This window comes from Trinickia sp., assembly GCF_051954495.1.
Classification (GTDB): Bacteria; Pseudomonadota; Gammaproteobacteria; order Burkholderiales; family Burkholderiaceae; genus Trinickia.
This window is the reverse complement of sequence record NZ_JBQCHR010000127.1, coordinates 21,556-35,944: the sequence shown is the minus strand read 5'-3', so window position 1 is coordinate 35,944 and position 14,389 is coordinate 21,556. Positions and strand designations below refer to the sequence as shown.

Below are 14,389 nucleotides of genomic sequence, written 5' to 3'. Positions count from 1 at the left end.
GCGCCCGCGCACCATTGCGCCTCGATCGCCTCGCCATGTCCGAATCCGCCTTCACACGGGCCGCTGCCGCGCCGGCCCCGCCGCCGCTGTCGCGCCATGCCGCCGACACCGCACGCCTGGCCGCCCCGCTCGCCATCGCGCAACTGTCTCAGATGGCCATGGGCGTCACCGACACGATCCTGCTCGGCTCGCTGAGCGCCGACGCGCTCGCCGCCGGCGGTTTGGGCGCCGGGATCTTTTTCGTCATCGTCACGCTGCTGCAAGGCGTGCTCAGCTCCGTAAGCGTCACGGTCGCCAATGCGCGCGGCGCGCAGGCCGAGCACCGTGTACCGCACATCTACTGGACCGGCCTCGCCTTGTCGGTGCTGCTCTCCGTGCCGGCGTTCGTCCTGCTCTCGTTCGCCCACCCTATCCTGCTCGCGTTCGGGGAGCCGCCCGCGCTCGCGCGCGACGTAGGCGCATATACGGGCGTGCTGCGCTTCGCCTCGCTCGGCAGCCTCATCGGCATCGGCATGATGCGCTCGTTCTTGCCGGCGATCGGCGCAGCCAAGCGCTTGCTGTGGGTCTCGCTCGTCGGCGTGCTCTTCAACGGTTTGCTCAACTATGGCCTCATCCACGGCGTCTACGGTCTGCCCAAGCTCGGTATGCTCGGCTCGGCAGCGGCCACCACGATCACCGTGTGGCTCAGCGCCATTGCGCTCGTCGCACTGCTGCACGGCCGGCCGCGCTACCGGCACTTCGTGGCCGCCAAGCGGCCGACGATGCCGCTCATGAGCGAGTTGTTCGCGATCGGCTGGCCAGTCGCGATCACGTACGGCGTGGAATCGATGCTATTCCTGTGCACCGGGCTTTTTATCGGCTTGATCGGCGAAAAACCGCTCGCGGCGCACCAAGTGGCGATGAGCGTCAGCTCCGTTACGTTCATGGTGCCGCTTGCCATCGGCCAGGCCGCTAACGTGCGCGTCGGTTACTGGATGGGCGCAGGCAATCGCGTCGCCGCCCGGCACGCTGGGTTCGTCGCACTCGGGCTAGGCGTAGCCTATATGTCGATGACAGGCCTGCTGTTCATCGTCGCGCCGCGCGCCATCATCGGCCTTTATCTGCGCCTGGACGATCCCGCCAATGCGCAGACCGTCTCGATCGCAGCCTCCTTGCTCGGCGTCGCGGCGGTCTTTCAGATCGTCGACGGCATGCAGACGATCGGATCGGGGTGCCTGCGCGGGCTGAAGGACACGCGTATTCCGATGCTGGCGGCGGCGTTCGGCTATTGGGGCGTCGGCTTTCCGATCGGGTACCTGCTCGCGTTTCACGCCGGGCTCGGCCCGCGCGGGCTCTGGTGGGGGCTCGCCGCCGGGTTAGCGAGCGTCGCGGTGCTCATGACGCTGCGTTTCGAACGCCGCACGCGCCATCGGCCCGACGCATAGATAAGCAAAGCATCCCTTATTGGTTGGCCGGCGCCCGCAATGCACCTACGATAGGCACCGACTCTTCTGACAGGGTGTTCGGCCCGCGATTGCGGCGGGCCATTTTTTTGTCGGGCGCATAGATGGAGTGCATGCGCCGATGCGCACGTATGCTTGGCGCGTATCGTGCTCCGGCTTCCCCTAGAATGCGGTTATGGGTGCCGATACGAGCATCCGCCGGTTCCGGTCTGTCCACCAGCAAGGGAAGAGTCCGACGTGCATCACGTGCCATGGCCGCGGCCCCCTGCCGCTTTGCGTCGAACCGCGCATCGCTTTGCGGCGCGAGTGAGCGCCGAGCGAGTCCTTCCGCTCGACTCGCCCGCGGGTGTGCTCGTCTCGGCCCGTCGGCTCGCCTTGGTGCTGTTCATCGGCCTCCTCGCCGGGCTGGTCGCCGCCTGCTCCTCGCTGCCGCCTGCCACTTCGCTCGATCGCCCTGCCACGCATGCGCTGGAGCACCCCGCCGCGACGCCGCTCGGGCAAGCACTAGCGCCGCTTGTCGCGGCGCACGGCGGGCAGTCGGGATTCCGCTTGCTCACCGACGGCACCGACGCGCTTCAAATGCGCATTGCGCTCGCGCGCGCCGCCACGAAGACACTCGATCTGCAGTACTACATCGCCGCCGAAGACACGACCGGGCGACTGCTGCTCGCCGCCGCGCTTTACGCGGCCGATCGCGGCGTGCGTGTGCGGATGCTGGTCGACGATCTCAATTTCGACGACGCCGAGCGCCTGATGGCCGCACTTTCCCGACATCCGAAGATCGAGGTGCGCGTGTTCAACCCATTCGGCAGTTCGCGCTCGAGCGTCTTTGCCCGCACGGAAACGTTCGTCACGCGCCTCGATCGCTTCACGCATCGGATGCACAACAAGGCGATGATCGCCGACGGCGAAGTCGCGGTCGTTGGCGGCCGCAATCTGGGCGACGAGTATTTCAGCGCGAGTCCCAAGCTGCAGTTCCGCGATTTGGACGTCGTCGCCGCGGGGCCGATCGTCGAAGACGTGTCGAAGAGCTTCGACGCTTTCTGGAACAGCGCCGGGGCCTATCCGCTGAACGTACTGGACAAGCAGCACTTCGCCGACACCGATCTGCACTCGGCCCGCGAGGCGCTGCGTGCGCACTGGCGCGAACAAGCCGCGGCCGTGGGCGCGAAGCCGCTGCGCGATGCGCCGCTCGCACAGCAGATCGCGCGCGAGCAGTTGGGCCTGGTCTGGGCTCACGCCACCTTCAGCGTCGACTCGCCGAGCAAGGTCACCGCCCCGAACGACGACTACCGCAGCCCCCCGATGCATCGGCTCGCCGAACTGCTGCGCGGCGCGCAGCATGAAGTGCTGCTGCTGTCGCCGTACTTCGTCCCGCACGATGCGGGGGTCAAGCTCCTCGCGGGCCTTACCCATCGCGGCGTGCGCGTGGCCGTCGTCACGAACTCCATGGCCTCGACCGACGCGGTCGCCGTGCAGGCGGGCTACAGCCCTTATCGAATACCGCTGCTCGAGAACGGCGTCGAACTCTACGAGTACCAACCGCTGCAGCGGGAGCGCTCGCGCTTCTTTGCGGGATCGCAATCGCGCGCAAGCTTGCACGCGAAAGCGTACGTCATCGATCGGCAAACACTCGTGATAGGTTCGTTGAACTTCGATCCTCGCTCGGCCCACCTCAACAGCGAGCTTGCCCTATTCATCGACAGTCCGGTGCTGGCGGACGCGGTCGCCAAGCTCATCGATCAATCGATGTCGCCAAGCGTGAGCTACCGCGTTCGACTCGCGACGCCGAGCGAAGACCAGCGCCTGCGCGCGCTCGGGGCGCCCGTGGCGGGTCTCGTCTGGACCGGCGAAGACGAAAGTGAAACCGGCAGCCCTTATTTGCGGACCTGGTCGCTCGATCCCGAGGCCGGCTTCGCACGCAATGTGTTGACGGGTCTATTCTTGTTGTTGCCGATCGACTCGCAGTTGTAGCGGTTCAACGGCCCAGGCCGAATCGAATTCGCTTCCCAATCCCGTTTTTCGCACATCTACCGGAGCCAACGCATCATGACGGAAGACCATCGCATGGAGCGCGACACGTTCGGCGAAATCGCCGTGCCCGCCGCGCGCTTGTGGGGCGCTCAAACACAACGCTCGTTGCTCAACTTCAAGATTTCGACCGAAAAGCAATCGCCCGAACTCGTCACGGCGCTTGCCGTCATCAAGCGCGCCGCGGCGGAAGTCAACCTCGAGCTTGGCGTGCTGGCCAAAGATAAAGCACAAGCGATCATGCAGGCGGCCGACGAAATCATCGAGGGCCGCCATGCGAGCGAATTTCCGTTGGCGGTCTGGCAAACGGGTTCGGGCACGCAAACGAACATGAATTTGAACGAAGTGATCGCCAATCGCGCCAGCGAACTGCTGGGCGGCGAGCGCGGCGAGGCGCGCAAGGTGCATCCGAACGATGACGTGAATCGCGGGCAATCGTCGAACGACGTGTTCCCGACGGCCATGCACGTGGCCGCGGCCAGCGGGATCGTCAAGCATCTGGTACCGGCGCTTTCCGCTTTGCGCGCGACGCTGGAGGCGAAAGCCCAAGCGTTCGCCGGCATCGTGAAGATCGGCCGCACGCATTTGCAGGACGCGACGCCGCTCACCCTCGGTGAAGAGTTCTCGGGGTACGCGGCGCAGCTCGCGCACGGCATCGCGCACCTCGAATCGTCGCTGCCGCACTTGTACGAACTCGCACAGGGCGGCACGGCCGTCGGCACGGGGTTGAACGCGCACCCGCAATTCGCCCAGCGCGTCGCGGCGGCGATCGGCCGCTTGACGGGCCTGCCGTTCGTCAGCGCCCCTAACAAATTCGAAGTGATGGCGGCGGCCGACGCGCTCGTCTTCGCGCACGGCGCATTGAAGACGCTCGCCGCGAGCCTGATGAAGATCGCGAACGACGTACGCTGGCTCGCGAGCGGCCCGCGCTGCGGCTTGGGCGAAATCTCGATCCCCGAGAACGAGCCCGGTAGTTCGATCATGCCGGGCAAGGTCAACCCGACGCAGTCGGAAGCCGTCACGATGCTGTGCTGCCAAGTGTTCGGCAACGACGTGGCGATCAACCTGGGCGGCGCGAGCGGCAACTTCGAGCTCAACGTATTTCGCCCGATGATCGCGCATAACGTGCTGCAGTCGATTCGTCTACTGGCCGACGGTGCGCAAAGCTTCAACGATCATTGCGCGGTGGGCATCGAGCCGAACCGCGCGCGAATCGACACGCTGCTCAACGAATCGCTGATGCTGGTAACGGCGCTCAACCCGCACATCGGCTACGACAAGGCCGCGCAGATCGCGAAGAAGGCCCATAAGGAAGGCACGACGCTCAAGGCGGCCGCGCTCTCGCTCGGGTATGTGACGGAAGAACAGTTCGATGAATGGGTGCGGCCGGAGGATATGACGGGGCACTAACGACGAACCCGAATGCGACAAGGGAAGGCCCGAGCCGCCCACAGGCCTTTCCTGGCTCGCTCATGCCGGGAACCCAATCGCGAACATCGCGAGCGAGCCCGCTCGATACTTAGATTTTGCCGTTCGCCATCTCTTCGGGCTTGAGTTCGACGATCGCGTCGAGCGCGGCTTTCACGTCCATCGCATACTTCGCGACACGCTTTTGCTCGTCGGTCCGCGGCTCGAACGCCGGGACTGGGATGGGCGTGCCGTTCTCGTCGACGGCCACGAACACGACGAGACAATCGGTGGTCAGCCGCAGTTGGCCGCTCTTCGGATCGCCCGCGTGCACGGTCACGTGGATATGCATGCTCGTGCGGCCCGTCGCCACGACGCGCGCCCGCAATTCGACGAGATTGCCCACCAGGATGGGCCGGCGAAAGCGAATGTTGCCAACGCTGACCGTCACGCAATACCGGCCCGACCACACCGCCGCGCAGGCGTACGCGGTTTCGTCGATCCATTTCATCAGCGCGCCGCCGTGCACCTTGCCGCCGAAATTGACCGAGGTGGGCTCGGCGAGGAAACGGAACGTCGTTTCGGAACGGTCCAAGGGGGTCGAGGGCGTGCTCATCGTGGCTCCGGTGGCGCGTTCGCGCGGCGAGGAATATAAAGGAGCCGATTATACGGGTGCAATATCGGCGCGGCGCGCTCTCGGTTACCCGGCGTTCAGCGAAGCGAACCGCGCGCGGTAATCGAGCGGCGGCACGCCGAAGCGTCTGACGAATGCGCGCCGCAGATTCTGTTCGGAGCCGAAGCCGCAATCGAGCGCGATCCGCTTCATGGGGCGATGGGATTGCGCGAGCGCGCGCGAGGCGGCCTCGAGCCGCAGCGCCTCGACCGTTTTGGCCGGCGTGCGCCCCACCGCGTCCACGTAACGACGCGCGAACGTACGCGGCGACATGCGCGCGCGTTCCGCAAGCCGCTCGACCGAGAGGTCGCCGTGCAGATTCGTCGTCATCCACGCGTGCAGCGCGTCGAATTCGGCGCTCGCGCAATGCTGCGCATCGAGCGCAGCGCTAAATTGCGATTGCCCGCCGGGGCGCTTCATGAACACCACGAGCCTACGCGCCGCCTGCATCGCGACCGCATGCCCGAAGTCTTCTTCGATCAGCGCAAGCGCGAGGTCGATTCCGGCCGTCACGCCCGCGGACGTCCAGACGGCGCGACCGCCGCGCACGTCGCGAATGAAGATCGGATCGGCGTCCACGTCGACCGTCGGAAACGTGCGAGCGAGTTCATCGGCGCTGCGCCAGTGCGTGGTCGCGCGTCGTCCGTCGAGCAGACCCGCGGCCGCCAGATAGAACGCGCCGACGCAGACCGAGCAAACGCGGCGAACCCGCGGCGCTATGCGGGCGAGCCACGCGACGAGCTTCGGATCCAGCACCATTCGATCGGCCACGAACGTGCCGGCGACGACGACGGTATCGATCGCCTCGTCCTCCAGCGCGTCCAGCCGTTCGACGACGACAGGCAGGCCCACGTGCGTGGGCAGCGTTCCGCCCTCGATGGACGCTACACGGGTCTTGTAGGCGACGATGTCCTCGGCGGAACTGCCTCGCGCTCGCCGCAACTCGAGTTCGGCGCGCCAAAATGCCTCCAGCGGACCGCACGCGTCGAGCAGCACGAGGTGCGGCGCAACGGCGAACACGATTTGCCGAATCGCGGGCGCGGCTGCGGGAGACGCAAGGATAGGTTCGCCGGTCGCACTCAATTAGGGCTCCTTTTCATCGAATCGATCTACATGGCGCCGGCCACGGCGGTTGCGTTCGCTCGCGCGCGCGACCACGCGTAGGCGAGCGTCACGCAGGCCGCGAGCGCAAGCGCCGGAAAGATCGCGGCATTGACGGCTGTCCAGCCGAAACGCGCAAGCAGCTGGCCGGCCGTCAGCGAGGCGAGCGCGGTGCAGGCGAAGGTCGTGAATTCGCTCGTCGCCTGCGTTTTTGCGCGCTCGTTCGGGCGATACGATTGCGACAGCAAGGTCGTGCCGCCCACGAACATGAAATTCCAGCCTACGCCCAGGCACGCGAGCGCGACATAGAAGTGGGGCAGATCGGTGGCCATGAGGGCAATGGCGCCGCACGCGGCCGACAATACGATACCCGCGCCGATCACGCGCAGCACGCCGACGCGCGCGATCAAACGCCCAGCGAAGAGCGAAGGCGCGAACATGCCGACGAGATGCCATTGAATGATCCGCGCGCCGTCGCCGATCGTATGACCGCATGCCACGGCGGCGATGGGTGTGGCCGTCATCACGAACATCATGACCATGTAGCCGATCGCGTTGTTCGCGAGCGCGGCGAGGAAAATCGGCTGCGCGACGATTTGCGCGAGGGGGCGCGCCCTCGCCTCGCCCGCCTGCGTCGATGCGCTTGCGTGGGCTGCCGGTGCGGCGTTGCGATAGCCGATCAGCACGAGCGCCATCGATAAGAGCCCAAGCACCGTCACGAGCGCATAGGAACCGGCGAACGCGATAGGGGCGAGCCAATCGCGGCTCCACGCGGCCAGCGCCGGCCCGAGCACGGCCGCGACGACGCCGCCCGTCAGCACCGTGGAGATCGCGCGGCTCTTGAATTGCGCATCGACCGCATCGGCGGCGGCGAGCCGGTAGTACTGCGCGAACGCTTGGAAGACGCCGACCGTCGCCGTCCCGCAGCAAAACATCCAGAAGCTGTGAGCGAAGATCGCATGCACGGAGACGGCCCCGCCGGCCGCGCCGACGGCCGCCCCGAGCGCGAAACCCGCACGGCGCCCGATACGCGCCATTAGGAACGACGCGAAGATGGTCGTGAGCGCGGCGGCGACGGTGATCAAGGAGAACGGCAGGGTGGCGAGCGCCTTGTCGTCCGCGAGCGTATAGCCCACCAGACCGGTCAGCGTGAGGTCGATCGAGACGGAAGACGTATAGAGCGCCTGGCATAACGCCAGCACTCGTGCGTTACGGCGGCCGGCGCGTTCGGGGTTAGGTAGGGCGGACAGAGAAGCGTGCATCGGGGAACCCTTCGATGAGTGAGCAGGAATCCCTCTATGCTCGCTCCGCGCGAGATGGCAGAAGCGTCAATGATGCATCAATTTCTGCCACACCACGCGCTGTCCCCGTACCGCCGTCGCCGAACAATGCCGCACGCCCCTCCTTCGCTACTTGCGGAAGGTGATGCCCTCGTCGATCGTGCCGTACATCGTAATGCTGCTGCCGTCGTTGGTACGCGGCGTGCCATGCTCCGCGCAGCCGACACAGAACCATACGGCCAAAACAGCCGTCAACCACGCTTTCATCGCAACCTCTTCGCGTCACCGTCCAAAACTTCATTCTAGCCTGCCCGGCCGGGCCCGCCGCGCCGCCACATTCCACGTTTCACGTTACGCCGAAGCATCGAATGCAACGGGCGATTACAGTAGAAGCCGTACCGCCGACATCCGCCCCGAACCACGCTACGAGGAGATCCCATGGCCGCCCTGCTTTCCGATGCCGATCGCGACGTCGCGCATTTTCCTGGGCTTTCGCGCATCGGCGCCCTGCTCGCCGACCCGGGGCGAGCGGCCATGCTCTGGTCGTTGATGGACGGCGCCGCCCGTCCGGCCGGCGAACTCACCCTCATCGCGGGGCTATCGCCTTCCGCCGCCAGCGGCCACCTCGCCAAACTCGCCGAAGCCGGGCTGTTGGCGCTTGAGGTGCGCGGGCGCCACCGCTACTACCGCATCGCCACGCCCGAGATCGCGACTGCCATCGAGGCGTTGGCCCATTTAGCGCAAGCCAGCGCGCCGGCACGGCCGGCGCCGGTAGTGGCCGCACGCACGGTGCCGGTTGAAATGCGATATGCACGCACCTGCTACGACCACATGGCCGGCGAATTGGCCGTGCGCGTCTTCGATCACCTGCTCGCGCGCGGCTGGCTCGTCGACGAAGGCGGCAGCGTCGAAACAACCGATTCGGGCGCCGCACAGCTCGCGCGCTTGGGAATCGATGTGAGCGCCCAGCGCTCCCGCAAGCGGCGGTTCGCCTGCACTTGCCTCGACTGGAGCGAACGGCGCGCGCACTTGGGCGGCGCGCTCGGCGCCGCGCTGCTCGAGCACTGGACCGAGCACCGATGGGTCGAACACGCCGAGAAACCGCGGGTGCTGCGCATTACGCCCGCCGGCAGGGAGCGATTCGACGCGTTGCTTTCGGCATAGGAAAGTCGCCCGCGCCCAGGCAAGGCGGGCGAACGAGCGAAACGGTGCGGGCGCGACATTTTTCGTTACAGCCCGGAACGGACAGCTACAAAACGGAGCGCATTGATACACGCGGCGGGGCTACAGTGCTGTCACAGGCCGGTTACGATCCGGCACCAAAACGAGACTGCTATGACCGCCGCCACTCCTATCACCCTCGCAACCTTCAGGCGCGTGACCGGACGGGGCTTCGCCCTGCTTGCGATCGCCCCTTTGGCGCTCGCCGCGCAAACGGCTTTCGCGCAATCCGAGCCGCCCCCTCCTGCCGGTGCGCCAGCCACGCAGTCGGCCGACCCGCCCGGGCGCGTCGCGCGGCTGAACTACATGGCCGGCACCGTCACGACCGAGCCGGCGGGCGAGAACGACTGGTCGTACGCGTCGGTCAACCGCCCTTTGACGACGGGCGATCAACTCTGGAACGACGCGAACGCACGCTCGGAGCTGCACATCGGCTCGACGGCCGTGCGCCTGGGCTCGTCGACCAGCCTCGACGTGATGAACCTCGATGACTCGAACGCACAACTCAAGGTCGCGCAAGGCACGCTGTCCACGCGCGTTCGCTCGATGCCGAGCGGCGCCTCGTACGAGATCGACACGCCCAATGTCGCGCTCGGCGTCACGCGGCCCGGCGACTACCGCGTCGACGTTGCCCCCGACGGCAGCACGACGACAGTGACCGTGCGCAGCGGCGCGTTAACTGCATACGGCGACAACGGCCAAGTGCCCGTCGAAGCCGGAGAACAAATTACCTTCACCGGGACCAACCTTCAGGAGGCGTCGGCCGCGCAAGCGCCCGCGCCCGACGGCTTCGACCAATGGGCGGCCAACCGCGATGCCGCGGAGGAGCGTTCGGTGTCGGCCCGCTATGTCTCACGCGACATTCCCGGCTACGAAGATCTCGATGCCAATGGGACGTGGAGCAATGACCCGCAGTACGGCGCGGTGTGGATCCCGAATCGGGAACCCGTCGGCTGGGCGCCCTATCACGACGGCCATTGGGCATGGATCGCGCCTTGGGGCTGGACCTGGGTGGACGATGCGCCGTGGGGCTTCGCCCCCTACCACTACGGCCGATGGGCCTATGTGCAGTCGTCGTGGTGCTGGGTGCCGGGGCCGAGGCTCGTCAGCGAGCCGCCGGTCTACGCGCCGGCGCTCGTAGCCTTCGTGGGTGGAGGCGGCGGCGGAATGGATTGGAGCGTCAGCTTGTCGATCGGCGGTGCGGCAACGCCGGGCCTCGCTTGGTTCCCGCTCGGCCCAGGCGAGGTTTGGCGCCCCGGATGGGGCGGCTGGAGCCCGCGTTACTACGAGCGCGTGAATCAGACGGTGATCGTCAATCGCAACGTCAACATCACCAACATTCACAACACGTACATCAACTACCGTGCGCCGGGCGCCGTGACGGCCGTACCCGCAACGGCGTTCGTGCACGGCAAGCCCGTCGCTCACTTCGCTCAGCACGTCGACCCGCGGCAATGGGGCAACCAAGTCCGCTTCAACCCGGGCGCGGCGGGCGTCGCGCCGGTGCGCGGCAGCCGCGCGTCGGGCCTGCGGCCGGCGACCTATCACCCGCCCCAAGCAATCGCGACCCGGCCGGTAGTTGCGACGCGAGCGCCGACGACGCCAGCAGCCTACCGCGACGGCTTGGCCCAACATTTGGCGCAAGCGGGGGGCCGTGTGCCGGGCGCGGGACAGCCGGCGATCCGCCCGGCGGCGCCGGCCCCCTTCGCCGGCCAGCCTAACCGCGACTTCCGAGGCGGCGCGCCAGCCGAGCCGCACAACGTGCGTGTCGTCGATACGCACTCGCCTGTTATCACCCCGACGCATGGTCCGGCCAACGCCGCGCAGCGCGCCGAGCAACCCGGCAGGCAGCCCGGGCAGGCGCGTCCCGAGGCAGGGCCGGCACAATCGCAGCAACCGCCCCTGCGCCAGCCGGGGTTCGCGCAACCGCAGGCCATGCCGCATGCGCCGGCCGCAATGGAGCGTGCGCAGCCCAATAATGGCGTGCCGCGTCCGCCGGCCACCCACGCGGTCGAACGCGGCGGCGAGGCGAATGCAAGGCAGGCGCCGGCGTGGACGCAGCCGCACGCCCCGGTTACGCAGCAACATCTGCCGACGAATGAGCCGCGTGCCACGGCAGGAGGCGCACCGGGACAAACGACGCCGATGCAACGCGTCGAACCCCAGCGCATGCCGCAGGCCGAGGCGCGGCCACCCCAAACCGGCGAGGCGAGACCCGGCATGCGTGAGCCCGCGGCGGCGCAAGCCGCACCTCGCATCGAGCAGACGCGCCCACAGCCGCAGCCGCAACCACACTTCGAGCAGCCGCGCCCGCAACCCCAACCGCAGCCGCACTTCGAACAGCCGCGCCCGCAACCCCAGCCTCAGCCGCACTTCGAACAGCCGCGCCCACAGCCCCAGCCTCAGCCGCACTTCGAGCAGCCGCGCCCGCAACCCCAGCCTCAGCCGCACTTCGAGCAGCCGCGCCCGCAACCCCAGCCGCAGCCGCAGCCGCACTTCGAACAGCCGCGCCCGCAACCCCAGCCTCAGCCTCACTTCGAACAGCCGCGTCCACAGCCCCAGCCGCAGCCGCGACCGGAACCCGCGCCGCAACAGCATCAGCAGCACGCCGCCGGGCCATCGCAACCCGGCCCGGAACACCATCGAGGCTAACGGGGCGCGCCACGCATACGAAACAGCCCGATCGGCCGTGAAGGTCGATCGGGCTGTTCTGCTGGATCCGGCTAACTAGCTAGACGGCCATCGGCGCCGTCAAAGGCTCGTGATGCCGGTAGCCCACGAGCGAAAAATCGGCCGGCTCGACCTGCTCGAGCCATTGCGGCTCATAGACCTTCGTCTCGGCATAGACGGGCACGCGATCGGCGATCACAAGACGCGGACTGTCATACGGCTCCCGTTCGAGTTGACGCTCGAGCATATCGAGTTGGTTCTCGTAGATATGCGCATCGCCTATGAAGTACGTAAACCATCGCGGCGTATAGCCTGTCAATCGCCCGACGAGCGAAAGCAGCGCCGCCCCTTCGACGAGATTGAACGGCGTGCCGAGCCCCACATCGTTGCTGCGGATGTACAGGCACAGGGAAATTTCGCGCCGAGCGACATTCGGCAAGAACTGATAGAGCAAGTGGCAGGCGGGCAGCGCAATTTGATCGAGCAGCGCCGGATTCCAGCCGTGAAAGAGAATGCGGCGATCGCTCGGGTTGGTCATGATCGTATCGAGGCATTGCCGCAATTGGTCGATGGCCTTGTAGAGCAACACCTTGCGCACGCCGCCTTCCTCGAACTGCGTAACGGTGCGATAGCCGCGTTCGGCCGCATCGGCCAAGCGTGCGCTTTGCGTCGCGTCGATCACCTTGTAGCCCGGCCATTGGCGCCATTGCACGCCGTAGACGTCGCCCAGGTCGTCGGTCCCCTCGCGATAGGGATTGGCCAGCCACTGCGCGTTCTCGTTCGCGTTCGCGTCCCACACCTTGCAGCCGAGCGCCCGAAAATCGGCCGCGCTGCGCGACGCGCGCAGAAATCCGATCATCTCGCCGATGGCCGACTTGAACGCGAGCTTCTTCGTCGTGACGGCCGGAAAGCCTTCCTGCAAGTCGAAACGCAACATCGCGCCGGGCATCGAGATCGTGCGGATACCGGTGCGGTTTTCCTGCCAACTGCCCGTATCGAGAATGGTGCGGACCAGGTCCAGGTACTGTTTCATGCGCGGGAATCCTTCGGCTCGAGCGCGCGGGCCGGGACTTGGACGCCGCGCAAACCTCGATTTTATCAAGCGTCGCGGTTTTCTTGCCGAACGGCCGGATCAGTTCGTCATTCGATGCTCGCCGGGCTCCGTCTGGACGTGTCGCATGCCATGCGCGCTGAGCAGCCGGTAAAGCGTCACGCGCGAGATGCCGAGTTCCTGAGCGGCGTCGCCCAGCCTTCCGCGATGACGCAGCAAGGCCAGTTCCATCGCCTGACGCTCGGCGGCCTCGCGCGCCTGCGCGAGCGACACCGGGGCTATCTCGACGTAGTCGGCCAGTTCGAGATCGCGCGCCGTGATGTGCCGGCCCTCCGACATCACGATTGCGCGACGGACGCGATTGATGAGTTCGCGCACGTTGCCGGGCCACGCGTAGTTGTGAAGCGCGGCGATGGCGTCGGCCGAAAACCCACGCAGCCGCCGAGCGCCATCCTTGCGAAAGCGCTCGAGCATGTGCCGCGCGAGCAATTCAATGTCCTTGCCTCGCGCGCGCAGCGGCGGCTCGTCGATCTGCAGCACGCACAGCCGGTGATAAAGATCCGCCCGAAAACGCCCCTCTTCCATCGCACGCGCCATGTCGACGTGCGTGGCCGAGATCACGCGCACGTCGACGTGCACCGACTCCTGGCCGCCGAGCCGTTCGATCCGGCCCTCTTGCAAGAACCGCAGCAAGCTCGCTTGGCTCTCGAGCGGAAGGTCGCCGATTTCGTCGAGAAACAGCGTCCCGCCGTCGGCCGCCTCGATCCTGCCGATCTTGCGCTGGCTCGCGCCGGTGAACGCGCCGCGCTCGTAGCCGAACAATTCCGACTGCAGCAGATGCGGAGGAATCGCGCCGCAATTGATCGCGACGAAAGGTGCGTCTCGGCGCGCGGAGCGCTCGTGAATCGCAACGGCCGTGAGTTCCTTGCCGGTGCCCGATTCGCCCGACACGAAAACAGGCGCGTCGGTCATCGCCACCTTGCGAATCGCGCGGAAGAGCGCGCGCATCGCATCGCACGAACCCACCATTTCGCCCTCGCCCACGCGCGCCGCCGGGGCTTGCTCGCCTGCTTCGTCGGCCGTGCCGAGCACGACCATGCCGTACGCGTGGCCCACCGAATCGACGATGCGAGGCGCCTCATACGGCATCGTAATGTAGTCGTAGCAGTAGTCGCGCACGAGACGTCGCAGCACGCTTTCCTGCATCTGGCCCGGCGCCGTCGCGGCCACCCACCCGACATTGGGCATCGTCAGACAGGGTTCGAGCGCGGCGATCTCCTGCGAATCGAACCGGCTCGACAGGTCCAGCAGCCCGCCGGCCGCCGCATCGCTTCGTAGAGCGCGGCGCGCATCGCGCGCGCTTGCCGCCACCTCGACGTGCCAGCCACGCGCGTTGAACTGCGCGCTGAGCTGCGAATTGACGTCGCGAGTGACATAAACCAAGTGCCGACTTGCGGGTTCCATTATTCAGACCTCGTTCTTGATGAACATGAAGCAAGACGCCATGCGCGAC

11 protein-coding genes are annotated in these 14,389 nt (G+C 66.8%); 5 read left to right on the top strand and 6 right to left on the bottom strand.

The window, feature by feature from the left end:
- Positions 1-35 precede the first annotated feature (35 nt).
- From ACTHNR_RS17530 to fumC, 3 genes are all read left to right on the top strand, one after another.
- Positions 36-1,424 carry an MATE family efflux transporter gene (locus tag ACTHNR_RS17530; RefSeq protein ID WP_440548928.1) on the top strand — a complete coding sequence of 463 codons (1,389 nt, stop codon included), beginning with the start codon at positions 36-38 and terminating at the stop codon, positions 1,422-1,424.
- A 324-nt stretch (positions 1,425-1,748) separates the two neighbouring features.
- Complete coding sequence (locus ACTHNR_RS17525) at positions 1,749-3,416, top strand: phospholipase D family protein (protein WP_440548927.1); 1,668 nt, start codon at positions 1,749-1,751, stop codon at positions 3,414-3,416.
- A 75-nt stretch (positions 3,417-3,491) separates the two neighbouring features.
- Complete coding sequence (gene fumC, locus ACTHNR_RS17520; protein ID WP_440548926.1) at positions 3,492-4,883, top strand: class II fumarate hydratase; 1,392 nt, start codon at positions 3,492-3,494, stop codon at positions 4,881-4,883.
- A gap of 109 nt (positions 4,884-4,992) precedes the next feature.
- On the opposite strand, the gene ACTHNR_RS17515 is transcribed toward fumC, so the two are convergent.
- The 4 genes from ACTHNR_RS17515 to ACTHNR_RS17500 all read right to left on the bottom strand — a co-directional run bounded on the left by ACTHNR_RS17515 (position 4,993) and on the right by ACTHNR_RS17500 (position 8,201).
- Positions 4,993-5,496 carry an acyl-CoA thioesterase gene (locus ACTHNR_RS17515; RefSeq protein WP_440548925.1) on the bottom strand — a complete coding sequence of 168 codons (504 nt, stop codon included), beginning with the start codon at positions 5,494-5,496 and terminating at the stop codon, positions 4,993-4,995.
- A gap of 84 nt (positions 5,497-5,580) precedes the next feature.
- A complete protein-coding gene (locus ACTHNR_RS17510) occupies positions 5,581-6,636 on the bottom strand; it encodes a GlxA family transcriptional regulator (protein WP_440548924.1) in 1,056 nt (351 codons plus the stop codon).
- A gap of 26 nt (positions 6,637-6,662) precedes the next feature.
- Positions 6,663-7,916: an MFS transporter gene (locus ACTHNR_RS17505; protein WP_440548923.1), complete on the bottom strand. Its 1,254-nt coding sequence runs from the start codon at positions 7,914-7,916 to the stop codon at positions 6,663-6,665.
- A 147-nt stretch (positions 7,917-8,063) separates the two neighbouring features.
- A complete protein-coding gene (locus ACTHNR_RS17500) occupies positions 8,064-8,201 on the bottom strand; it encodes a hypothetical protein (protein WP_440548922.1) in 138 nt (45 codons plus the stop codon).
- Between the two features lie 171 nt (positions 8,202-8,372).
- On the opposite strand from ACTHNR_RS17500, the gene ACTHNR_RS17495 reads away from it, so the two are divergent.
- Positions 8,373-9,098 carry an ArsR/SmtB family transcription factor gene (locus ACTHNR_RS17495; protein WP_440548921.1) on the top strand — a complete coding sequence of 242 codons (726 nt, stop codon included), beginning with the start codon at positions 8,373-8,375 and terminating at the stop codon, positions 9,096-9,098.
- A 171-nt stretch (positions 9,099-9,269) separates the two neighbouring features.
- Complete coding sequence (locus ACTHNR_RS17490; protein ID WP_440548920.1) at positions 9,270-11,807, top strand: DUF6600 domain-containing protein; 2,538 nt, start codon at positions 9,270-9,272, stop codon at positions 11,805-11,807.
- Between the two features lie 79 nt (positions 11,808-11,886).
- On the opposite strand, the gene ACTHNR_RS17485 is transcribed toward ACTHNR_RS17490, so the two are convergent.
- Both ACTHNR_RS17485 and ACTHNR_RS17480 read right to left on the bottom strand, forming a co-directional pair.
- The gene (locus tag ACTHNR_RS17485; RefSeq protein WP_440548919.1) at positions 11,887-12,858 is read right to left on the bottom strand and encodes a thymidylate synthase; all 972 of its coding nucleotides are present in this window, start codon (positions 12,856-12,858) and stop codon (positions 11,887-11,889) included.
- A 99-nt stretch (positions 12,859-12,957) separates the two neighbouring features.
- Positions 12,958-14,340: a sigma 54-interacting transcriptional regulator gene (locus ACTHNR_RS17480; protein WP_440548918.1), complete on the bottom strand. Its 1,383-nt coding sequence runs from the start codon at positions 14,338-14,340 to the stop codon at positions 12,958-12,960.
- Positions 14,341-14,389 lie beyond the last annotated feature (49 nt).

Coding starts and splice junctions, on each gene's coding strand:
- ACTHNR_RS17530 (WP_440548928.1), top strand. CDS start 36: ATGTCCGAATCCGCCTTCACACGGGCCGCTGCCGCGCCGGCCCCGCCG.
- fumC (WP_440548926.1), top strand. CDS start 3,492: ATGACGGAAGACCATCGCATGGAGCGCGACACGTTCGGCGAAATCGCC.
- ACTHNR_RS17515 (WP_440548925.1), bottom strand. CDS start 5,496: ATGAGCACGCCCTCGACCCCCTTGGACCGTTCCGAAACGACGTTCCGT.
- ACTHNR_RS17505 (WP_440548923.1), bottom strand. CDS start 7,916: ATGCACGCTTCTCTGTCCGCCCTACCTAACCCCGAACGCGCCGGCCGC.
- ACTHNR_RS17500 (WP_440548922.1), bottom strand. CDS start 8,201: ATGAAAGCGTGGTTGACGGCTGTTTTGGCCGTATGGTTCTGTGTCGGC.
- ACTHNR_RS17495 (WP_440548921.1), top strand. CDS start 8,373: ATGGCCGCCCTGCTTTCCGATGCCGATCGCGACGTCGCGCATTTTCCT.
- ACTHNR_RS17490 (WP_440548920.1), top strand. CDS start 9,270: ATGACCGCCGCCACTCCTATCACCCTCGCAACCTTCAGGCGCGTGACC.
- ACTHNR_RS17485 (WP_440548919.1), bottom strand. CDS start 12,858: ATGAAACAGTACCTGGACCTGGTCCGCACCATTCTCGATACGGGCAGT.
- ACTHNR_RS17480 (WP_440548918.1), bottom strand. CDS start 14,340: ATGGAACCCGCAAGTCGGCACTTGGTTTATGTCACTCGCGACGTCAAT.